Genomic DNA, 21316 nt, shown 5'->3' on the forward strand with positions numbered 1-21316 from the left:
GGGATGTCATGAGAAGGCCAAGGACGCTGGTCGCCATGGGCGAACAGGTCGCCCGGCGGCTGCTGCGCGAACCGGTCAAGAGCCGGCTGGCGATGGTCGCCGACTGCGATCCCGGCCAGGTGGTGCACGACTTCACCGGAGTGGACCTGGCCGACGTCGAGGTGCTCTACACCTCGTGGGGCTGCCCGATGGTCAGCGCCGACGTGCTGGCCAGGGCGCCCAGGCTGCGCGCGATCGTGCACGCGGCCGGATCGGTCAAGCATCACGTCAGCGACGCCTGCTGGCAGCGCGGCATCCTGGTCTCCACGGCCGCCGCCGCCAACGCCGAGCCGGTCGCCGAGTTCACGCTGGCCGCGATCCTGTTCGCGAACAAGCGGGTGGTCGACATCGCCCGTGACTACCGCGCCGGCCGTACCGACCGGGACTGGGACGCCCGCTACCCGGGCTTCGGCAACTACCGCCGCACGGCCGGGATCGTCGGCGCCTCCAGGATCGGCCGGCGGGTCATCGAACTGCTGCGGCCGTTCGACCTGGACGTGCTGGTCAGCGACCCCTACCTGCACGAGGACCTGGGCGCGGAGCGGGTCGGGCTGGACGAGCTGGTGGCGCGCAGCGACGTGGTCAGCCTGCACGCGCCCGATCTGCCGGAGACCCGGCACATGATCGACGCCGGGCGGCTGGCCGCGATGCGGGACGGGGCGACGCTGATCAACACCGCCCGCGCCGCGCTGGTCGACCAGGACGCGCTCGTCGCCGAACTGGTCACGGGACGCCTGTACGCGGTGCTCGACCACACCGAGCCGGAGATCCTTCCCGCCGGGTCGCCGCTCTACGACCTGCCGAACGCGCTCGTCACCCCGCACATCGCCGGATCGCTCGGCGGGGAGCTGGCCAGGATGGCCGACCTCGCGGTGGACGAACTGGCCCGCTACGCCCGCGGCCTGCCCTTCGCGCACGGGGTGGAACCCGCGACCCTGTCCCGCTCCGCCTGACCCCGCTCTGGAGAGAGGAACCCTCATGCGCTTAACTCCCCGCCTGGCCTCGCTGACCGCCCTCGTCACGGTCGTGGCGAGCCTGGCCGCCGTCCCCGCCCAGGCCGCCGCCGCACGCAACTTCTTCGTCGACTGCCAGGCCGCCCCCGGCGGCTCCGGCCGGAACGCGGCCGGGCCGCTGACCTCGCTGGCCCAGGTGAACGCGATCGCCTTCCGCGCGAAGGACACGGTCAAGTTCCGCGCGGGCACCGTCTGCACCGGCCGCCTCGAACCGGTCGGCTCCGGTACGGCGGGCCGGCCCGTCACCTTCACCTCCTACGGCGACGGCCCCAAGCCGATCATCCAGGGCGACGGCGGCGAATGGGCCGTGCACCTGGTCGACAACAGCCACGTCACCATCGAGAAGCTGCACATCACCAACCCCGCGCCGGCCACCGGCAAGCGGACCGGCATCCAGTACAACTCCACGACGCCCGCGGCCAAGGCCGGGCTGGTCCTGCGCGACCTGGAGATCTCCGACGTGGCGGGCTGGGGCAACAAGACCGGGGCGAACTCCTCGTGGTTCGCCTACTCGGCCGGAATCAGCATCCAGGCGCTGCCCGACGGCGTGCCGGGGCCGATCGACGGCATCACGATCACCGGCACCTACATCCACGACACCGGCGGCGGCGGGATCAAGATCAGCCGGAAGGGCAACGACTACCACCGCAACGTCCACATCGCCCGCAACACGATCCGGGCGGTCGGCGGTGACGGGATCGTGGTCCACGCCTCGGACCGGCCGCTGGTGGAGTACAACCTGTTCGACGAGGGCGGTGCCGGGAAATATCCGTACATCGACGGAAATTTCGCGGGCATGTGGCCCATCAACTCCGTTGACCCGGTCTTTCAGTACAACGAGGTCGCCCGCCAGCGGCCCACCATCTACGACTCCACCGCCTGGGACTGCGACGGCGGCATCAAGGGCACCTGCCTCTACCAGTACAACTACTCGCACGACAACGCCGGCGGCTTCTTCCTCGGCTGCCAGGGCTGCACCGAGTTCCCCAACTACAAGGCCACCGCGATCCTGCGCTTCAACATCGCCCAGGACGACTGCCGCATCGCCAACACCGACAACGCGCCCTTCCGCGTGTACAACAACACGTTCTTCTGCGCCAGCCAGAAGATCGACATGCGGCTCAACCAGGACACCCGCCTCGTCAACAACATCTTCCTGGCCGCCCAGGGCACCTTCCCGACCGGCGCCGGCGTCACCTACGACGCCAACGTCTACCACGGCGGCATCACCCCGCCCGCCGGCGACGCCAAGGCCGTCACCGCCGACCCGCTGCTCGCCGCACCCGGCACCGCGACCGGCGCCGGCGACACCGCGGGCTACCGGCTCCTGGCCGGCTCACCCGCCCTGGGCACCGGCACGCAGGTGGCGGACCTGGGCGAGCGCGACTACTTCGGCAACCCGCTCACCACCCTGAACCGGGGCGCCTACTCGGGCCCGGCCGTCGCGGCGCAGCCGTACGCCACGATCGAGGACGCCTACAACAACGTCGGCGTCAGCTCCGACCTCAACCCGAACACCGGCGGCCTGTCCACCAGCGGACGCAGCTACCCGGGCCAGGGCCTGGAGAAGGCCGGGCTGGCTCCGGGCCGGGCCGTGACCGTGCTCGGCGCCGCCTTCACCTGGCACCCGCGGCCGTACGGGTGGGTCGACAACGTGAAGGCCGCCGGGCAGACCATCCGCGTCCAGGGGCGGGGCACGAAGCTCGTCCTGCTGGGCACCGGCGTCTTCAAGGTCAGGGAGGGCGTGGTCCGGCTCACCTACACGGACGGGAGCACCGAGGACAGGACGGTGCGATTCGGTGACTTCTGGGACGCTGCCGCGCCTGCCGGAGGCGTCGTGGTGGCCCGCACCGACTACCACAACATCACCCAGACCAGCTACAAGAACCCGGCCTCCGGGCAGACCAGGGAATCGGGCGTGGCGGTGTTCGGGTACGCGGTCCCCCTCGACCCGGCCAGAACGCTGGAGTCGGTCACCCTGCCCCAGGGGAGTCCCCTCGCCGACGCCGGGTTGCACGTGTTCGACATGAAGATCGCGAGCGACGGGCAGTGAGGACGCGGGCGGTGAGGATGCGCATGGTGTGCGGGATCGCGGCGCTGGGCCTGGCCGCCTTCCTCACCGCCTGCGCCGCCGACCCCGGGACCGGCCGGGAGGTGGTGGCGACCGTGAACGGGGCGCCGATCGTGCGGGCCGAGCTGGAGCGGGCCATGAACACCGCCCGCGCCGGGGTGGCCGCGGCCAACGGCGGCGCCATCCCGGCCGACCGGCTGAGAGCCGAAGGGCTGGCGCTGGCCGTACGCGAGAAGGTGCTGCGGTTGTGGGCGCGTGAGGAGGGGCTGATCGAGGACGTGGGTGAGGCGGCGTTCGCCGCGGACCTGGCCGCCGAGAACCGCCGCCGCGAGCAGGCCCGCGCCTCAGGCCGTCCGCTGCCCGGGGTTCCGTCCTACGACGTCCACACCTTCGCCGGGCTGCGGGCGGCGGAGCTCAGGAAGGCGCTGGCCGACCGGCTCGACCTGCCCGCCGAGCGGGTCCGCGCGCACTATGCGGAGCTGGTGGAGCGGGCCTCGGGTGAGACGCCGTCCTTCGCCGCGGCCGAGCAGCGGGTACGGCTGTCGCTGGCCGAGCGCGAGATCACCCTGGAACTGGACCGGCGGGTCAGGGCCGCCGAGGTCGGCCAGGCGCCGCCGTAAACCGCACGATCGTGACCGGCCGCGGCCACACAAGGGGTGAACTGCTCGTACCATCGGTTTCAGGTCATGAGCTACTGGTTCGAGCACAGCATTGTGGGGGCGGGGCGGCTGCCGCTGTTCTGTTTCTTCGTCGCGCTCATCGGCGCCTTCGTCTGCACGCGCATCAACGTGCGCCTCATCCGGGCCAAGATCGGCTGGTTCCGCAACGTCAGCGTGGGCGAGATGCACATCCACCACGTGGTGTTCGGCGTCGTCCTCATGCTGATCGGCGGGGTGACCGGGCTGATCGTGGGGGCGGCGTCGCAGGCGTGGTTCGCGGTCGCGGCCTCCGTGTTCGGCGTGGGGTCCGCGCTGGTCCTGGACGAGTTCGCGCTCATCCTCCACCTGCACGACGTGTACTGGGAGGAGGAGGGCCGCACCTCGGTCGACGCCGTCTTCGTCGCGGTCGCCGTGACCGGGCTGCTGCTGATCGGCCTGAAACCCCTGGTCGTGGACTTCGGCGGCCTGGTGGACAGCTCGCTGGTCATCGTCCTCAACCTGGTGCTGGCCGTCGTCACCCTGCTCAAGGGCAAGATCTGGACCGGGCTCGTGGGGCTGTTCGTGCCGTTCCTGCTAGTGGTGAGCGCGGTACGGCTGGCCAGGCCGGGCTCCCCGTGGGCGCACTGGTTCTTCGCCGGGCGCAACCCGCGCAAGCTGGCCAGGGCCATCCACCGCGAGGAACGCTGGCGGCGCCCGGTGATCCGGGCCAAGATCGCCTTCCAGGAGTTCGTCTCCGGCCGCCACGACCTGCCTTCCACGCGCAAGCGGCGCGGGCATACTTGACCCATGAGCACGCTGCCGTCCCGCTGGGAGGGGATCGAGGACCGGGTTCCCGACTCCCTCGACGACCTGCGCGGCCCGGCCGAGGGCACGGTGGCGCTGCCGCTGCATCTGGCGTGGTCGGGGCTGCGGGAGTTCGACCTGGCGAACCCGCGGCTGCGGATGTCGCTGTACCGCACGGTGATCACGAGTGGCGGCTGGGCCGACGCCGTGGCCTACCTCAACGCCGCCACGCTCGCAGCCGACTGGCCCACGCTGCGCAGGGGGCTGGGGCCGCATTATCGGCGGGCCTGGGAGAACAAACACATGCTGCTCGGGGAGCACGGTTGATCCGGTTTCCCGCGTTCCAGGAGAGGCTCGTGGACGCCGTTCAACCCGTGTGCGAGCGGTACGGGCTGGTGCTCGCGGGCGGTTACGCGATGCGGGCCCACGGGTTCACCGACCGGCCGAGCATGGATCTCGACTTCGCGACCGCCGCCGAAATCCCCCTGCAGGACGTGGCCTACGCGGTCGCCGACGCCTTCCAGTCCGCCGGCCTGGAGACGCGTGTCGTCGAGCTGACCCCACGGATGGGGCGCCTGCTGGTGACCGAGCCGCTGACAGGGGACTCCTGCGCATTCGACCTGCTTCGGGAGGCGCTCCAGGTTCCGGCGGTCACCTGTGGCCAGATCCGGGTCGTGGGGCTGGACGACGCCATCGGCCTCAAACTGCGCGCCCTGCACGAGAGAAGCCTGCCCCGAGACGTCATCGACGTGGCCGCGGTATCCCACCTCTACGGATTCAGGCAGCTTGAGCGGCTGGCCCGCCTGCACAACGACGAGTTCTCGGTCACCGAGCTGCTCATGCGCCTCGAGTTCGTCGACGCCATGGATGATCAGGATTTCATCGCCTATGGCATCACCGAGGAGCGCGTGCGAGAGATCCGGCGGTTCGCCTACGCGTGGGTGGAGGACATCAAGCTGCGCCGGGCCGACGAAGGGGACATCGATCTCGACGTCCCCGATCTGCCGCCGGTGGACTAAAGCACGCCCGCCGCCGACCGCAGGGCCAGGCCGGCGCCCAGGAGGACCACCATCGCGGCGGTGCCCAGCGGCGCCAGGCCGGACAGCCGGGCCGCGAGCCTGCGTCCCGCCGCCGCCCGGCGTTCCAGGCGGTCGGCCAGCTTGACCAGGAGCAGGCCGGTGGCGGTGAGGGTGGCGGCCATGCCCAGGCCGTAGGCGGCCACGAGCGCGACCCCGAACCAGGTACGGCCCAGCCCGATCGCGCCCAGGAGCACGATCAACGCCGACGGGCTCGGCACCAGCCCTCCGGCCACCCCCAATCCCACCAGACCCCCTCGGTGGGAACCCTCCTCACGCTCGTGCCCGTGCCCATGCCCGTGGCCGTGGCCATGCCCGTGGCCATGTCCGTGGCTCTGGGTGCGGGCCGAGGTTCGGGCGGTGGTGAGCAGGCGGACGCCGATGGCCGCGATCAGCAGGCCGCTGGCCACGCCCAGCCACGCGAGCAGGGATTCGCCGGCCAGCGCGGTGAATCCGCTCAGCACCAGCCCCACCACGAGGACGGCGGCCGTGTGCGTGGCCGTCACCGTGGCGCCGACGGTGAGGGCGTCGCGCGGGCGGCCGCGGCGGCCGGCCAGGTAGGCGGCCATGATGGTCTTGCCGTGGCCCGGGATGAGCGCGTGCCCGGCGCCGAGGACCACGGCCAGGGCGAGCGCCAGCAGGCCCACCGGAAGCGTGAGGTCGTCGGTGCCGATCAGGTCGGTGAAGGTCCGGTCCAGGAAGGCCAGGGCCTCGCCGATCGGGCCGCCGGCCGGGGCGCCGCCCAGCGCGGGCGAGGCGGCGATCGGGCCGGCGGATCCCGGGGTGGCGGTGAAGGCGGCGGTGCGCTGGTTGAGGGGGTTGCTGAGCAGGTCCTCCGGGTAGGCGCGCAGTTCGTCGCTGATGCTGGCCGCCGGCGCGGTCGAGCCGGTCAGGGCGACCCCCTGCCCGATGGCGGTGATCTCCCGCCAGCCGATCCGCTCCTGCTCAAAACCATCCTCAAAAGCGATTTTTCCGGAAATGTCGCCGCTGAAGCGCAGCTCACACGTCAACCGGCTGGTCCGCAGCCCGCCCTGCCCCGGTTGGAAGGCGAACGACGCGGACGTCACCGACCACGGCGCCGCCGTACCCCTGACGGCCAGCCGCTGGGCGGCGGCCAGCGCCGCGCACCGCGCGGCGGCGTCCACCGGCGCACCGGCCTGGAGGGTGGGCAGCTCGGCCAGGTCGACCACGGCCGTGTTCTCCACCCGGTCGGGGTGGACCCGCAGCCCGTTGTAGTGGTTCACGGTGAAGTTCCCCAGCGGGTGGGCCGCGGCGGCCGCGGCGGGCCGGGCGATCAGAAGGAGGCCCGGAAGGGAGCAGAGCGCGACGGCCAGCACCGCCAGGATCCGGCGCAGTGTCATGAGAACCTCGCAAGGGCGGGAAGCTCGGGGTCGAAGGCCGGGTTGAGCCGCCCGGCCGTCGAGGTCGGACGCCGGCCGAGAGCGCGTTCGACCTCGGCGCGGTGGTGGAACAAGATGGCGTTGCGCCAGCCGGTGGCGGTCGCCTCCTTCGCGTACGGCAGTGCCTCGCGCGACCGCCCGGCCCGGTGCAGGGCCCAGGCGAGGGCGTCGGCGGCGACCGGGTTGGGGTTGCGGCCGTACTCGGCCCGGGCGAAGCGGACGGCGGCCTCGGGTGAGCCGTGATCGGCTTCGAACTCGGCCCAGGTGAGGTCGTCGCGGACCCCGGCCTCGGCGTAGAGGTGCCGCTGGGCCCGCAGGAGCGTCCAGTCGGCGGGCATCCCGGCCTTGATGCGGGTCTCGCCCTGTTCCAGGAGGTATTGGGGGAGCGGCAGCCGGTTCACCACGCTCTGGTACAGGTCCAGCGCCTCCTGGAGGCGGCCGGACAGGGCGGCGACCCGGGCGCTGCCCGCCATCGCGGGCACGTAGGCGGGCATCGCCTCGCGGGACCTCCGGTACCACGACTCCGCCCCGGTCAGGTCGCCGGAGCGCAGGGCCAGTTCGCCCAGGTAGTAGCGGGTGTAGGCGAGGTCGGCGGGCAGGAACGCCTCGGCGTGGGCGGTGGTCATGAGGCGAACCGCCCCCGCGTGGTCACCGGTCAGTTCGGCGGCGTAGGAGGCGCGGGTCAGGGAAGGGACGCCCGGGCGCAGGCTGAGCATCTTGTCCACGGCCTTGCCCGCCGCTGCCAGCTCGCCCAGTTGGGTGCGGGCGTCGGCCAGGATGCCGTAGGCGGTGGCGCCGTACGGGTTGGCGGTGATGGCCTGCTCGGCCAGCCGTACCGCCTGCTTGAACTCGTGGCGGCCGGCGGCCAGGGCGGCGCGGCCGGTGAGGACGGCGTCGTCGGCGGGCGCGAGCCGGGTGGCCGTGGCCAGGGCGCCCTCGGCCTTCGGGTAGTAGGCGGGGTCGCCGGTGACGCGGGCCTGGTCGATGTAGGTCATGCCGAGCTGGGCCCACGCGTGGTAGTCGCCGGGCACCCTGGCCAGGCGGGCCTGCAGCGTCTCCCTGACGGGCGCGGCGGCCGGCTCGGGGGCGGGGGCGGGCGGGGCGAACACCGCGTAGCCGGTCAGGGCCAGGGCTCCGGCCAGGGCGAGCGCGACGATCCAACGCATGACGAGCGGCTCCGTTCGAGGAGGTCCAAGCTGGGACCGGCTGGCCGCGACGGGGTGGGCGGCCAGCCGGTCGTACGGCGAGCGCTCGGGAGGCCGCGCCCGCCGGGAAGGACCGGCCGCCCCCGGAGAGCGGAGAGCGACCGGCCGGGAAGGTCAGCGCGTGTTCACCGCGACGTTGCTGGGCAACGGGATGTACGGGAACGTGGCGCCGAACGTCTTGTCGTTCTTGTCGACCTTGTCGGTCAGGGCCGGGATGAGCTTGCCGGAGACGGCGGCTCCGGCAATGGCCTGCAGTTCGATGTCCACGACGTCGTCGGACAGGCGGCGCCCGTTCGGGAAGCCCTGGAGGTCGCCGGCGAGCACGCCGAGCCGGTTCGGGTCCTTGGTGGGCGGGATGGACATGTTGAGCCGCAGCATCTCGGCGGGACGCAGCTTGCCGGCGTCCTTGTTGAGGGTCTGCGAGTTCAGGTCGGCCATGATCGGGCCGTTGCCCTTGGCGATGCCGGTGAGGAAGATCTGGACCAGGTCGTTGCGGGGCGTGGCCGGCGCCTTGATCCCGTAGAAGGACTCCAGGAGCCTGGCGAGCTCGGGGTCGGTGACCCGCTTGACGAGGCCGGCCACGTCGGCGTCCTTCTCCGGGGGCAGGGCGTTGAAGGCGTCCTTCATCCCGGCGCCCGGAACGAGCTCGTTGACCAGCGGGTTGCCGAGCCGCGACACCTGGGCCCAGCCGCCGCCCGGCGTCTGCTTGTCCGTGGTGGACCAGACGCCGACGACCGGGTTGCGCTTGGCGTCACCCTTGAGCGCCAGGTCCGCGGCCGGGATCTGGAGACCCAGCGTGTGGACGTTGTAGCCCCTGAGGGTGTCGTTGCCGACCTTGGACAGGTCGCGGCCGTAGAGCAGGTCGAAGACCTCCAGCGCGAGGAAGAACGCCTCGTCGGACTGGCCGGCGAAGGTCTTGCCGCCGCCGGGCAGGCCGGTGATGGCCTGCGAGCGCAGCGTGCCGTAGTCGGGCATCGAGGCGGGGCCGACGTTGCTCGGCGCGGCGATGCCGTTGGCGACGAGGGTACGGCTGCCGCCGGGGGTGATCCGCTTGAGCGTGTAGCGCTGGCGGTAGAGGAGGTTCGGGTCGTCGAGGGAGGTGACGGGCCCGTTGTTGTAGAGGAAGGTGGTGTTGCCGCGCTTGTCGTCGTCGCGGAAGGTCCACTGGTAGACGATGTCCGGCTTGGCGTCACCGTCGTTGTCGATCTTGATGTTGTATCGCGACCTGGTGTCGAACGTGTAGAAGTTCGGGCCGCCCTGGGGCTCCTCGAAGGGGATCCAGTTGGACAGCAGGGTCACGGTGTCGGGCTTGTCCGGGCTGACGAACGCGTAGACGTCGGTGTTGTCGTTACGCGGGTCGCCCGAGATGGCCGGGGCCTCGCGGTGCGAGGACGTCATGCCGGGTTCGGTACGGAGCACGGCGAACGAGGAAGCGGTCAACGCCGCCGCTACGCCTAGCCCGACAAGGGCGCGCCGGTTGATCCGGAGCTCCATGTTCGGTCCTTTCAGAGTCGGTCCTGGTCGAGGTTCCGGCCGGGTTCCTCGACGGCCTATTCGCGCGACTACTCCCCGGGGATGAGAAGTCAATGAAAGTTGACATACTTAGGTCGTCAATTTAGGTTGACGGGTGCGGATTGTCGCCGCTGGATCGTTGGACGAATCGGAAATATCTGGAAGGGGAAAGATGGACGACGACGCTGGGGGAAAGGCACCGATGCGGGTGCTGATCGGGTACCTCCGCCCGCATCGGTGGATCCTGGTGCTGGGCGGCGTGCTCAGCCTGGTCGGCTCGGCGGCGGGCCTGGCCATGCCGCTGCTGGCCAAATACGTGGTGGACGCCTTCGGCGCCAAGCAGTCCATGGCCGCGCCGCTGATCGGGCTGACCGTGGCCGTCGTCGTCGGCGCGGTCGTCTCCGCCGGCGGCAGCTACCTCATGGAGCGCACCGGCGAGGGCATCGTCCTCGGCGCGCGGCGCAGGCTCGTCGACCGCCTGCTGCGGCTGCGCGTGGCCGACGTGGACCGGCTCAAGCCCGGCGACCTGCTGTCGCGGGTGACCGGTGACACGACGCTGCTGCGCTCGGTGCTCACCAACGGCATCGTCGACTCCATCGGCTCGGTCTTCATGCTCGTCGGCGCCATCGTGATGATGGCCGCCATGGACGGCATCCTGCTGCTGGTCACGCTGCTGGTCGTGGTGGTCATCGGCGGCCTGGTCGCACTGATCATGCCGAAGATCCAGCGGGCCCAGCACCAGGCGCAGGAGGCAGTCGGCGAGATGGGCGCCGTGCTTGACCGGGCGCTGCAGGCGTACCGCACGGTCAAGGCCAGCGGCGCGGAGGGCCGTGAGGTGGAGGTCGTCGGCGAGGCCGCGCGGCGGGCGCGCGATCGCGGCCTGCAGGTGGCCGGGTGGACCTCGCTGGCGGGCGTGGCGACGTGGATGACGGTGCAGATCGCCTTCCTGTGCGTGCTCGCCGTCGGCGGCGCCCGCGTGGCCTCGGGCGCGTTGGAGGTCTCCTCGCTGATCGCCTTCCTGCTCTACCTGTTCTACCTGGTCGCGCCGATCGGGCAACTGGTCGAGGGCGCCGTGCAACTGCAGAACGGCCTGGCCGCGCTCAAGCGCATCCGGGAGATCGAGGACCTGCCCGGCGAGCCCGACACCCCGTTGACCGAACAGCGGGGCGAGCCGGTCGGGGTGAGCTTCGAGAGCGTGGTCTTCCAGTACGGCGAGGACCGCGAGACGGTGCACAAGGACGTCACCTTCGAGGTCCCGCCGGGCGGCCTGACCGCGCTCGTGGGACCCTCGGGCGCCGGCAAGTCCACGGTCTTCGCGCTGCTGGAGCGCTTCTACGACCACCAGGGCGGGACGATCACGGTCGGTGGCCGGGAGATCCGCGACTGGCCGCTCGGCGACCTGCGCGCCGCGCTCGGCTACGTCGAGCAGGACGCCCCGGTGCTGGCCGGCACCCTGCGGGAGAACCTGCTGTTCGCCGCCCAGGACGCCTCCGAGGAGGAACTGTGGCGGGCCATCCGCCGTACCCGCCTCGACGACCTCGTCTCCCGGCTCCCCGAGGGCCTGGAGACCGCGGTCGGGCACCGCGGCGTGCTGCTGTCCGGCGGCGAGCGGCAGCGGGTGGCGATCGCCCGCGCGCTGCTGCGCAAGCCCCGGCTGCTGCTGCTCGACGAGGCCACCTCGCAGCTGGACGCGGTCAACGAGCTGCGCCTGCGCGAGGTCATCGCCGAGGTGGCCACGGAGACGACCGTGCTGGTCATCGCGCACCGCCTCTCCACCGTCACCAACGCCGACAGGATCGTGGTGATGGAGGCGGGCGAGGTGCGCGCGGTCGGCACACATGACGAGCTCGTCGGCGCCGACGAGCTCTACCGCGAACTGGCCGCCACCCAGTTCCTGGTGAGCTAGCCGGTCCGAGCTGTACTCTTCGAGTGACATAGGTGAATATGTTCATTCAGAGGAGTCTTCATGAGCCGGGTTGTCCGCGCGCCGAGGGGTAGCACGCTCACCGCCAAGGGGTGGCCGCAGGAGGCGGCGCTCCGGATGCTCCAGAACAATCTGGACCCGGAGGTCGCCGAACACCCCGAGCAGCTCGTCGTCTACGGCGGCTCCGGCCGGGCCGCCCGCGACTGGCCCTCGTTCGACGCCATGGTCCGCACGCTCACCACGCTCGACGGCGACGAGACGCTGCTGGTGCAGTCCGGGCGTCCGGTCGGCGTGTTCCGCACGCACGAGTGGGCGCCCCGGGTGCTCATCGCCAACTCCAACCTGGTGCCCGACTGGGCCAACTGGGAGGAGTTCCGCCGCCTGGAGGCCGCGGGGCTGACGATGTACGGCCAGATGACCGCCGGTTCCTGGATCTACATCGGCACCCAGGGCATCCTCCAGGGCACCTACGAGACGTTCGCCGCCGTCGCCGCCAAGCGCTTCGGCGGCACGCTCGCCGGGACGATCACGCTGACGGCCGGGCTCGGCGGCATGGGCGGCGCCCAGCCGCTGGCCGTCACCATGAACGGCGGCGTCGCCATCTGCATCGACTGCGACCCCCGCTCCGTCGACCGCAGAATCGAGCACCGCTACCTCGACGTCAAGGCCGACTCCCTGGACGAGGCCCTGCGCCTGGCCTACCAGGCCCGCGACGAGCGCCGCCCGCTGTCCATCGGCGTCGTCGCCAACGCCGCGGAAGCCGTACCCGACCTGCTGGCCCGCGGCGCCGAGATCGACATCGTCACCGACCAGACCTCCGCCCACGACCCCCTGATGTACCTGCCGGTCGGCATCGCCTTCGAGGACATGGCCGCCGCCCGCGACAAGGACCCCGCCGGCTTCACCGACCGCGCCCGCCAGTCCATGGCCACGCACGTCGAGGCCATGGTCGGCTTCAAGGACGCCGGCGCCGAGGTCTTCGACTACGGCAACTCCATCCGCGGCGAGGCCCAGCTCGCCGGGTACGGCAGGGCCTTCGACTTCCCCGGCTTCGTGCCCGCCTACATCCGGCCGCTGTTCTGCGAGGGCAAGGGCCCCTTCCGCTGGGCGGCGCTGTCCGGCTCGCCCGCCGACATCCACAAGACCGACAAGGCCATCCTGGAGCTGTTCCCCGAGAACGAGGCGCTGGCCCGCTGGATCCGCACGGCCGGGGAGAAGGTCCACTTCCAGGGCCTGCCCGCGCGCATCTGCTGGCTCGGGTACGGCGAGCGGAACCTGGCCGGCGAACGGTTCAACGACATGGTGGCCAGCGGGGAGCTGGAGGCGCCCATCGTCATCGGGCGTGACCATCTCGACAGCGGCTCGGTGGCCTCGCCGTACCGCGAGACCGAGGCCATGGCGGACGGCTCGGACGCCATCGCCGACTGGCCGCTGCTCAACGCCATGCTCAACACCGCCTCCGGCGCGGCCTGGGTCTCGATCCACCACGGCGGCGGCGTCGGGATCGGCCGCTCCATCCACGCCGGGCAGGTCACCGTCGCCGACGGCACCGCGCTGGCCCGCGAGAAGGTCAGCCGCGTGCTCACCAACGACCCGGGCACCGGCGTGATGCGGCACGTGGACGCCGGATACGACGAGGCGGCGGCCGTGGCCCAGGAGCGGGGCGTGCGCATCCCGATGCGGGAGTCCTGAACTCCGGTCCACATGCTGGGATACGCGGGATGAGATCCGGGACGGATGGGGTTGGAGGTGGAGTGAGGCATTCCGGGCTGGAGGCGCTGCTCGACGGGCGGCGCCTGTCGCCTGTGCAACGGCGGATCGCCCTCTACCTGTCCGAGCACCTCGACGATGCGATCTTCCTGTCCAGCGTCGAACTGGCCGAGCGGGCCGGGGTCAGCCAGCCGTCGGTGACCCGGTTCGCGATGGTGCTCGGGTTCGCCGGGTATCCGGAGCTCAGGCAGGCGTTGCGGCCCCTGGTGCTGGGCGGCGGGAGGTCGCAGGAGGACACCCTGCTGCGTACCGCGATCGACGACGAGATCCGCAACCTCACCATGGTCCGCGAGCGCCTCGGCAGCCTGCCGATCAAGGAGCTGGGCGAGGCGCTGGCCGCCACCGAGCCGCTGCCGGTGCTGGGGTTGCGGGTCTCCTCCGGGCTGGCCACGACCTTCGCCTACTACGCCCGGCGCATCCATCCCGACGTGCGGCTGCTGGTGCACGGCGGCTCCGAGCTGATCGACGGGCTGCACGCCGCGCGCCGGGCGGGTGCCGGGTGGGTGCTGGGCGTGGTGCTGCCCAGGTATCCGGCGGAAGCCGTACAGGCCCTGGAATATGCGGAGAAGGCCGGGCTGCGCACGGCGGTCATCACCGACCGGCCCGGGTTCCCCGCCGAGGTCGTGCTCGACGCCCCGGTCGGGGAGCGGCTGGTCTTCGACTCCCACGCCGCGCCGCTCGCGCTGGCCATGGCCCTGGTCGAGGCCATGGCCGACGCGGCGCCGCTGCGCACGCAGGCGCGGCTGGAGGAGTACGAGAAGATGACCGAGGAGACGGGCACGTTCTCAGCCGGCCAGACGCCGTAGCGACCGCACCGACCAGGTGACGGTGAGGGCGGCCAGCGCCGCCATAATGGCGAAGGCCAGCGGCACCGACAGGTCGGTGAAGTGGCCCGCGAACAGGGCGCGGCCCGCCTCCACCGGGTGGTAGAAGGGCGTGAACCAGGCGACCCTCTCCAGCCAGGAAGGGCCGAAGGCCATCGGCAGCAGCGCGCCCGACAGCAACATCAGCGGCAGCGCGAAGAACTGCATGATCTGCCCCATGGCGTTCTCGTCGCGCAGGCTCAGCGCCAGGCCGTAGGCCACGCCGGCGGAGAACAGGCCGGTGACGGCCAGCAGGGCCAGCGTGAGCAGCAGGCCGGCGGGGCTCACCCGCATCCCCATGACCACCGCCATGAGCATGACGATGCTCGACTGGATGATCAGCACGAGCACGTCGCGCAGCATCCGGCCGAGGACGATCGCCGGGCGCCTGACCGGGCTGACCGCGATCCGCTCCAGCACGCCGCTGCGCAGTTCGTAGATCGTGCCGTAGGCGACGCTCATGGTGCCGAACAGGGCGGTGATCACCAGCATGCCGGGGGCGAAACTGGTCAGGGCCTCGCCCAGGCGGCCGTCGAAGCGGGTGCCGGCGAACAGCGGGCCGAACAACAGCAGATACATCACCGGCTGCGCGATGCCGAACAACGGCCAGATCGGGTTGCGCAGGGTGTTCCTGACCTCGTAGGAGAAGAACAGCGAGACGTCGCGGATCATGCGGCGGCCCCCGTGTCCCTGAGCGAGCGCCCGGTCTTGGCCAGGAAGACGTCGTCCAGCGTCGAGCGGTCCAGCGCGATCGAGCGCAGGTCCAGGCGTTCCTCCTCGAGCCTTCTGAGCAGGGAGGGCAGCATGTGCTCGCCGTCGTCCAGATAGACGCGGAGCACATCGTCGTCGACGCGGACGCCGCGGGCCAGCGAGCCCAGGGTCTCGGCCGCCCGGCCCGGCTCGTCCAGGCGCAGGGTGACGACGTCGCCGGAGACCTCGCGCTTGAGGTCGGACGGCGTCCCCTCGGCCACGACCACGCCGTGGTCCACGATCGCCAGCCGGTCGCACAGGGCGTCGGCCTCGTCGAGGTAGTGGGTGCTGAGCAGCACGCTGGTGCCCTGCTCGCGCAGTTCCCTGATGCGGTCCCACAGGTTGGCCCGGTTCTGGGGGTCGAGGCCGGTGGTGGGCTCGTCCAGGAAGATCAGCGGGGGCGCGTGCACCAGGCCGAGCGCGATGGCCACCCGCCGCTTCTGCCCGCCCGACAGGGTACGGCCCGGCCGATCGGCCAGCTCCAGCAGGTCGAACCGGCGCAGAACCTCCTCGGCCGCCTGGCCGGGGGCGTCGACGCCGTAGATCTTGGCCGCGAAGACGACCTGGGCCCGGGGTGTCCGCCATTCCTCCACCCCGCCGGCCTGGGAGACGTACCCCAGGTTGCGCCGGACGCCGGCGGGGTCCTTGAGCAGGTCGTGGCCGGCGACGACCGCGTGACCGGAGTCGGGCACGATCAGCGTGGCCAGCATCCTGATCGTCGTCGTCTTGCCTGCCCCGTTGGGGCCGAGCACCCCGAAGATCTCGCCCTTCTTCACCGCGAGGTCCACGCCTCTGACCGCTTCGACGGTCTGCGGGCCCTTGCGGCTTCGTGTGGTGAAGGTCTTTCTTAAGTCAGTGGCTTCGATGATCACTTTTCTCCTCAGGGAAGATCGTCGTCTTCCACCTTCTTCAGGGCCTCCTGGCACCAGGCGAGCTGGGCCTGGAGCATGCCCGTGCTGAGCTTGAGGTTCTCGTCGATGTGCCGGGGCACGCCGTACCTCTGCTTGGAGCCGATGGCCCGCTCCATCATCGATATGGAGTTCTTGAGCTGCTCCTGGCGGGCACGGAGCGCGCTGAGCAGGTCGGCCTTGGCGAGCCGGTCCATGAACGTCATCGCCACCTGGAACGGGTCCACGATGGGCTTGATGTCGAACCAGAACGTCATGAGCAGCCGGTGGAACTCGAAGCGGCCGTCGTCGTTGAGCGCGTAGACGACCTTGCCGCCCTTGCCGCTCTCCACCACGTCCAGCAGGCCCTCGTCGGCCATTTTCGACAGACCGTGGTAGATCGACCCATAGGCCACATTGGCCCACGTGTCCGCGCCCATCATCTCCAGTTGCCGCCGAACTTGGTAACCGTTCAGCGGGCCGTCGAGCAGGGTGCCGAGGATGAGGACGCGGGTCGAAGACATGCTCAAGTTTGAGTTCAAATTTGAGTATGTGTCAAGCGGGACTACTGTGACCGCATGAGTGAACGACCGATCGCGCTGGTCACAGGCGCCTCCCGCGGCGTCGGTGCGGCCCTGGCGCGGGCCCTGGCGCCGACCCACCGCCTGATCCTGGGCGGCCGCGACGCGGCGGCGCTGGCCGGGGTCGCGGCCGGCCTGCCGGAAGCCGAAACCTGGCCGGCGGACCTGACCGAGCCGACGGAGCCCCCCGCCCTGGACCGCCTCGACGTCCTCGTGCACAGCGCGGGCATCGCGGAACTCGGCACCATCGCCGGCACCCCGGCCGACGTCTGGCGCCGCACCTACGAGATCAACGTCGTGGCCGTGGCCGAACTCACCCGCCGGCTCCTGCCCGCCCTGCGCGCCGCCTCAGGCCACGTGATCTGCGTGAACTCCGGCTCCGGCCTGCGCGCCAACCCCGGCTGGGCGTCCTACGCGGCCAGCAAGTTCGCCCTGCGCGCCTTCGCCGACGCCCTGCGCCAGGAGGAGCCCGCCCTCCGCGTCACCACGGTCTACCCGGGCCGCATCGCCACCGACATGCAACGCGGGGTCCGCGCGAGCGAAGGCGGCCCCTTCGAGCCGGACAAATACCTGGCCGCCGAGTCGGTGGCCCGCGCCATCACCGCCGCCATCCACGCCGGCCCCGACGCCCACCTCACCGACCTCACCCTCCGCCCTCGGGGCGGCCCGGTCACCTGATCAGGGCAGCAGGTTGAGCGCCCGGGTGTGACGGGGGCGGACGACGGTGAAGTGCCGACGGTCTGTGGTCGCGATGTCGGTAATCCTGAGGCGCTCGGCGCAGGCCAGGACCGATGCGTCGGCTGTGCCGAGCGGCAGGTCCCGGTAAGTTGAGACGAGGTCGGCCATGCGCAACCAATCCGATGGGTGAATCGGCTGGACGGCAAATGCGCCGTTGGCGAAGTCGCCCAGGAACCTCACCTCCGCGTCGGGTCCGAGCCGGACGGCGATGAGGTAGGCGGCCTCGGCGACGACCAGGGCAGGGACGATGAACGGTCCTGGATGCGACTCGAGGAGGGTGGCGCATGCGGCGTGATGCTTGTCGTCGGCGTCCACATACGCGTACAAAGGTCCAGCGTCGACGACGATCGGAGCTAATGTATGCCAGCATCTCCTCGGGCCCATCGCCTGTCCGGTGAATGGGTTCATTCACTAGAGTGGCCCTCATGCTTGGAGAACTTGCGCACATCGGGCGTGACCCCGCGACCAACGGCTACGTCCGTGACGCCTGGTCGGCTGCTGACCTGGAGTTGCGGGAATGGTTCGCCGGGGAGGCGGAGCGACGGGGGCTCGGGCTGCGTGAGGATCGCAACGGGAACCTCTGGGCCTGGTGGGGTGACCCGTCCCGCACGCCCGGGGTGGTCACGGGCAGCCATCTCGACTCGGTACGGCAGGGCGGCGCGTTCGACGGGCCGCTGGGTGTGGTGTCGGCCTTCCTGGCGCTGGACCGGCTTCGTGAGCAGGGGTTCGAGCCCGGCAGGCCGCTCGGGGTGGCGTGCTTCACCGACGAGGAAGGCGCGCGGTTCGGGGTGCCGTGCATGGGGTCGCGCCTGCTGACCGGCGTGCTCGATCCCGAGCGTGCCCGAGGGCTGACCGACGACGACGGGCGCACCCTGGAGGAGGTGCTGGCCTCGGCCGGGCGCAAGCCGTACCTGCTGGGGCGGGACGACGAGACGCTGGCGCACGTCGGGACGTTCGTCGAGCTGCACGTCGAGCAGGGGCGGGGGCTGGTGGAGCTCGGGTCGGCGGTCGGTGTGGCGAGCGCCATCTGGCCGCACGGGCGGTGGCGGTTCGATTTCCGCGGGCAGGCCAACCACGCGGGGACCACGCGGCTGGAGGATCGCGTCGATCCGATGCTGGCGTTCGCCGACAAGGTGCTGGCGGCGCGGGAGGCGGCCGTCCGGCACGGGGTGGTGGCGACCTTCGGGAAGGTCCGGGTGTCGCCGAACAACGCCAATGCGATCCCGGGGCTGGTGTCCGGCTGGCTGGATGCGCGCGGGCCCGGTGAGGACGCGGTGCGTGCGCTGGTGGCCGAGCTGGGCGCGGGTGAGGAGGTCGGCGAGGAGTCGTGGACTCCGGTGGTCGACTTCGAGGCCGGGCTCAGGGACCGGGTGGCCGGTGCGGCCGGGGGAGTGCCGGTGCTGGCGACCGGGGCCGGGCACGACGCGGGGATCCTGGCGTCGGCGGGAGTGCCTTCCGCGATGGTGTTCGTGCGGAATCCGACCGGCGTTTCCCACTCGCCGGCCGAGCACGCCGAAGAGGACGACTGCGCCGCGGGTGTCGAGGCGCTGGCTCGCGTTCTGGAGGACCTGTGCTGCTGACCTACTGGTGTGAGCAGGCGTGGCTGCCGGGCGGGCCGGCCGAGAACGTGATCGTCGAGGTGGACGGCGAGCGGATCGCCGCGGTCACCCAGGGACCGCCGCCGCCCGGTGCGGAGCGGCTGCCGGGCATCACCGTGCCGGGGCTGGCCAACGCGCACTCCCACGCCTTTCACCGGGCGTTGCGGGGGGCCACCCAGGCCGGCAGGGGTGACTTCTGGACCTGGCGCGAGCAGATGTACGAGACGGCCGCCCGGCTGGACCCCGACTCCTATCTGACCCTGGCGCGCGCGGTCTACGCCGAGATGGCGATGGCCGGGATCACGGGTGTGGGCGAGTTCCACTACCTGCACCACGCGCCGGGAGGCCGGCCGTACACCGATCCCAACGCGATGGGGCACGCCCTGGTGCAGGCGGCGCGCGAGGCGGGGGTGCGCATCGCGCTGCTGGACACCTGCTATCTGACCGGTGGCATCGGCACGCCGCTCGAGGGCGCGCAGGTCAGGTTCGGGGACGGCGACGCCGTGCGGTGGGCGCTTCGGGCGGAGGAACTGGCGGCCTCCTACGCCGGGCAGGCCGACGTGGTGACCGGCGCGGCCATTCACTCGGTGCGCGCGGTGCCGCCGGAGCAGATGCCGGTCATCGCGGAGTTCGCGCACAAGCACACCGCGCCGCTGCACATGCACGTCTCCGAGCAGCAGAAGGAGAACGCCGCCTGCGTCGAGCGGTACGCCGCCACGCCGGTGCAGGTGCTGCACGAGCACGGCGCGCTGGGCCCGCGTTCGACCGCGGTGCACGCCACCCACCTGACCGACGTGGACGTCGAGGTGCTCGGGCGCTCGGCCACGCACGTGTGCATGTGCCCGACCACCGAGCGCGACCTGGCCGACGGCATCGGCCCGGCCAGGACGCTCTTCGAGCACGGCGCGCCGATCACGCTCGGCTCCGACAGCCACGCGGTGATCGACCTGTTCGAGGAGGCGCGGGCGGTCGAGCTGAACGAGCGCCTGGCCAGCGAGAAGCGCGGCCACTGGCGCGCCGCCGAGCTGCTGTCGGCCGCGACGGACGCCGGTCACGCCTCGCTGGGCTTCCCGGACGCGGGGGTGATCGCCCCCGGCGCGTGGGCCGACCTCGTCGCGGTCCGCCTGGATTCGGTCCGTACGGCCGGCGCCACGGGAGCCGAGGCGGTGGTCTACGCGGCGACGGCGGCGGATGTGCACACGGTGGTCTCCTCGGGCCGCCGGGTGGTGACCGACGGTCACCATATTTCGGGAAATGTCGGTGAAATGCTGACTCAGGCGATTGGAGCCCTGCGGTGACGGCCAAGCTGATTGACGGGATCGGCCTCCTGTACACCGGCGACCCTGCGGGCGCGGAGGAGATCGAGCACGCCGCCATGGTCGTCGAGGACGGCCGGGTCGTCTGGACCGGCCCCGCGGCCGAGGCCCCGGACGCCGACGAGCGCGAGGACGCCGGCGGGCGCTGCGTCATCCCCGGGTTCGTGGACAGCCACGCCCACCTCGTCTTCGCCGGTGACCGCACCCCCGAGTTCGACGCCCGCATGTCCGGCCAGCCGTACACCGCGGGCGGCATCCGCACCACCGTCGCGGCCACCCGGGCCGCGGGGGACGCCGAGCTGGCCACCCGCGCCGCCGCGCTGATCGCGGAGATGCGCCGCCAGGGCACGACCACCGTGGAGATCAAGAGCGGCTACGGCCTGACCGTGGAGGACGAGCGACGCTCCCTGGAGATCGCCTCCGGCCTCGTGGACGACACCACCTATCTGGGCGCCCACGTGGTCCCCGCCGGGACCGACGCCGACGACTACGTGCGCCTCGTGACCGGCGAGATGCTCGCGGCCTGCGCGCCGTACGCCAAATGGGTGGACGTCTTCTGCGAGCGCGGCGCCTTCGACGGCGACCAGACGCGCGAGATCCTTCAGGCCGGCATCAAGGCGGGGCTGCAGCCGCGCGTGCACGCCAACCAGCTGACCGAGGGCCCCGGCGTGCGGATCGCCGTGGAACTCGGCGCCGCCTCCGCCGACCACTGCACGCACCTGTCGGACGCCGACGTGGACGCGCTGGCCTCATCCGGCACCGTGGCCACTCTCCTCCCTGGGGCGGAGTTCTCCACGCGCTCGCCCTACCCGGACGCGCGCCGCCTCATCGACGCCGGCGCGACCGTGGCCATCGCGACCGACTGCAATCCGGGCTCCTCGTTCACCTCCTCGATGCCGTTCTGCATCGCGCTGGCCGTGCGCGAGATGCGGATGACCCCGCTGGAGGCCGTCAGGGCCGCGACGTACGGCGGCGCCAGGGCGTTGCGGCGCGACGACGTCGGCGTTCTTCGCCCTGGGTCACGGGCCGACTACGTGGTGCTCGACGCGCCGTCGTACGTGCACCTCGCATACCGCCCGGGCGTACCTTTGGTTACACGCGTCTCCTCCTGAAGGAGGACATCCAGAACCA

General features: G+C 71.5%; 20 protein-coding genes. 13 read left to right on the plus strand and 7 right to left on the minus strand.

Translation table 11 applies throughout. The features are described 5' to 3' along the window. Positions 1 to 8: 8 nt before the first annotated feature. From FVE25_RS27795 to FVE25_RS27820, 6 genes are all read left to right on the plus strand, one after another. Positions 9 to 992, plus strand: a complete 984-nt coding sequence (locus tag FVE25_RS27795) for a hydroxyacid dehydrogenase (RefSeq protein ID WP_157250017.1) — start codon at positions 9 to 11, stop codon at positions 990 to 992. Between the two features lie 25 nt (positions 993 to 1017). After that, positions 1018 to 3105 (plus strand): right-handed parallel beta-helix repeat-containing protein, encoded by a 2088-nt coding sequence (locus FVE25_RS27800; RefSeq protein WP_157250018.1) that lies wholly within the window; start codon positions 1018 to 1020, stop codon positions 3103 to 3105. Between the two features lie 11 nt (positions 3106 to 3116). Beyond that, complete coding sequence (locus FVE25_RS27805) at positions 3117 to 3743, plus strand: SurA N-terminal domain-containing protein (RefSeq protein ID WP_157250019.1); 627 nt, start codon at positions 3117 to 3119, stop codon at positions 3741 to 3743. A gap of 66 nt (positions 3744 to 3809) precedes the next feature. Continuing rightward, on the plus strand, positions 3810 to 4565 hold the full coding sequence (locus FVE25_RS27810) for a hypothetical protein (RefSeq protein ID WP_157250020.1): 756 nt from the start codon (positions 3810 to 3812) through the stop codon (positions 4563 to 4565). Between the two features lie 3 nt (positions 4566 to 4568). Beyond that, positions 4569 to 4892 carry a hypothetical protein gene (locus tag FVE25_RS27815; protein WP_157250021.1) on the plus strand — a complete coding sequence of 108 codons (324 nt, stop codon included), beginning with the start codon at positions 4569 to 4571 and terminating at the stop codon, positions 4890 to 4892. A gap of 29 nt (positions 4893 to 4921) precedes the next feature. Beyond that, positions 4922 to 5584 (plus strand): nucleotidyl transferase AbiEii/AbiGii toxin family protein, encoded by a 663-nt coding sequence (locus FVE25_RS27820; RefSeq protein WP_246267531.1) that lies wholly within the window; start codon positions 4922 to 4924, stop codon positions 5582 to 5584. Here the strand turns inward: FVE25_RS27820 and FVE25_RS27825 are convergent. The 3 genes from FVE25_RS27825 to FVE25_RS27835 all read right to left on the minus strand — a co-directional run bounded on the left by FVE25_RS27825 (position 5581) and on the right by FVE25_RS27835 (position 9740). Further along, positions 5581 to 7002 (minus strand): urease accessory protein UreH domain-containing protein, encoded by a 1422-nt coding sequence (locus FVE25_RS27825; protein WP_157250022.1) that lies wholly within the window; start codon positions 7000 to 7002, stop codon positions 5581 to 5583. The two genes, FVE25_RS27820 and FVE25_RS27825, sit on opposite strands and share 4 nt — an antisense overlap. After that, on the minus strand, positions 6999 to 8207 hold the full coding sequence (locus FVE25_RS27830) for a tetratricopeptide repeat protein (protein ID WP_157250023.1): 1209 nt from the start codon (positions 8205 to 8207) through the stop codon (positions 6999 to 7001). Before FVE25_RS27830 ends, FVE25_RS27825 begins: the two co-directional genes overlap by 4 nt. 153 nt (positions 8208 to 8360) lie before the next feature. Beyond that, positions 8361 to 9740, minus strand: a complete 1380-nt coding sequence (locus FVE25_RS27835) for a DUF4331 domain-containing protein (protein ID WP_157250024.1) — start codon at positions 9738 to 9740, stop codon at positions 8361 to 8363. Between the two features lie 190 nt (positions 9741 to 9930). On the opposite strand from FVE25_RS27835, the gene FVE25_RS27840 reads away from it, so the two are divergent. From FVE25_RS27840 to FVE25_RS27850, 3 genes are all read left to right on the plus strand, one after another. Further along, a complete protein-coding gene (locus tag FVE25_RS27840; RefSeq protein ID WP_157250025.1) occupies positions 9931 to 11664 on the plus strand; it encodes an ABC transporter ATP-binding protein in 1734 nt (577 codons plus the stop codon). Positions 11665 to 11724: 60 nt separating this feature from the next. Next, the gene (gene hutU / locus FVE25_RS27845; RefSeq protein WP_157250026.1) at positions 11725 to 13374 is read left to right on the plus strand and encodes a urocanate hydratase; all 1650 of its coding nucleotides are present in this window, start codon (positions 11725 to 11727) and stop codon (positions 13372 to 13374) included. 62 nt (positions 13375 to 13436) lie between these two features. Then, complete coding sequence (locus tag FVE25_RS27850; RefSeq protein ID WP_246267533.1) at positions 13437 to 14258, plus strand: MurR/RpiR family transcriptional regulator; 822 nt, start codon at positions 13437 to 13439, stop codon at positions 14256 to 14258. Here the strand turns inward: FVE25_RS27850 and FVE25_RS27855 are convergent. Genes FVE25_RS27855 through FVE25_RS27865 form a run of 3 tightly spaced genes read right to left on the minus strand, consistent with a single transcriptional unit; the run spans position 14238 to position 16476 of the window. Continuing rightward, positions 14238 to 14987: an ABC transporter permease gene (locus tag FVE25_RS27855; RefSeq protein ID WP_157250028.1), complete on the minus strand. Its 750-nt coding sequence runs from the start codon at positions 14985 to 14987 to the stop codon at positions 14238 to 14240. The two genes, FVE25_RS27850 and FVE25_RS27855, sit on opposite strands and share 21 nt — an antisense overlap. Then, entirely contained in the window at positions 14984 to 15937 is a 954-nt protein-coding gene (locus FVE25_RS27860) for an ABC transporter ATP-binding protein (RefSeq protein WP_219825663.1), read from the minus strand. The genes FVE25_RS27855 and FVE25_RS27860 overlap by 4 nt, the downstream gene beginning before the upstream one ends. Positions 15938 to 15945: 8 nt before the next feature. Then, the gene (locus FVE25_RS27865; protein WP_157250029.1) at positions 15946 to 16476 is read right to left on the minus strand and encodes a PadR family transcriptional regulator; all 531 of its coding nucleotides are present in this window, start codon (positions 16474 to 16476) and stop codon (positions 15946 to 15948) included. A 54-nt stretch (positions 16477 to 16530) separates the two neighbouring features. Here FVE25_RS27865 and FVE25_RS27870 point away from each other — a divergent pair, with 54 nt between their 5' ends. Beyond that, on the plus strand, positions 16531 to 17211 hold the full coding sequence (locus tag FVE25_RS27870; RefSeq protein ID WP_157250030.1) for an SDR family oxidoreductase: 681 nt from the start codon (positions 16531 to 16533) through the stop codon (positions 17209 to 17211). Here the strand turns inward: FVE25_RS27870 and FVE25_RS27875 are convergent, their stop codons facing one another. After that, positions 17212 to 17679, minus strand: a complete 468-nt coding sequence (locus FVE25_RS27875) for a type II toxin-antitoxin system VapC family toxin (RefSeq protein WP_343046162.1) — start codon at positions 17677 to 17679, stop codon at positions 17212 to 17214. Between the two features lie 17 nt (positions 17680 to 17696). Here FVE25_RS27875 and FVE25_RS27880 point away from each other — a divergent pair, with 17 nt between their 5' ends. From FVE25_RS27880 to hutI, 3 genes are read left to right on the plus strand one after another with little or no spacing between them, the layout of a single operon-like run. After that, positions 17697 to 18851 (plus strand): allantoate amidohydrolase, encoded by a 1155-nt coding sequence (locus tag FVE25_RS27880; RefSeq protein ID WP_157250031.1) that lies wholly within the window; start codon positions 17697 to 17699, stop codon positions 18849 to 18851. Beyond that, positions 18842 to 20167: a formimidoylglutamate deiminase gene (locus FVE25_RS27885; RefSeq protein WP_157250032.1), complete on the plus strand. Its 1326-nt coding sequence runs from the start codon at positions 18842 to 18844 to the stop codon at positions 20165 to 20167. The genes FVE25_RS27880 and FVE25_RS27885 overlap by 10 nt, the downstream gene beginning before the upstream one ends. Continuing rightward, complete coding sequence (gene hutI, locus FVE25_RS27890; RefSeq protein WP_157250033.1) at positions 20164 to 21297, plus strand: imidazolonepropionase; 1134 nt, start codon at positions 20164 to 20166, stop codon at positions 21295 to 21297. Before FVE25_RS27885 ends, hutI begins: the two co-directional genes overlap by 4 nt. Positions 21298 to 21316: the final 19 nt, after the last annotated feature.

The organism is Nonomuraea typhae (genome assembly GCF_009760925.1).
GTDB lineage: Bacteria > Actinomycetota > Actinomycetes > Streptosporangiales > Streptosporangiaceae > Nonomuraea > Nonomuraea typhae.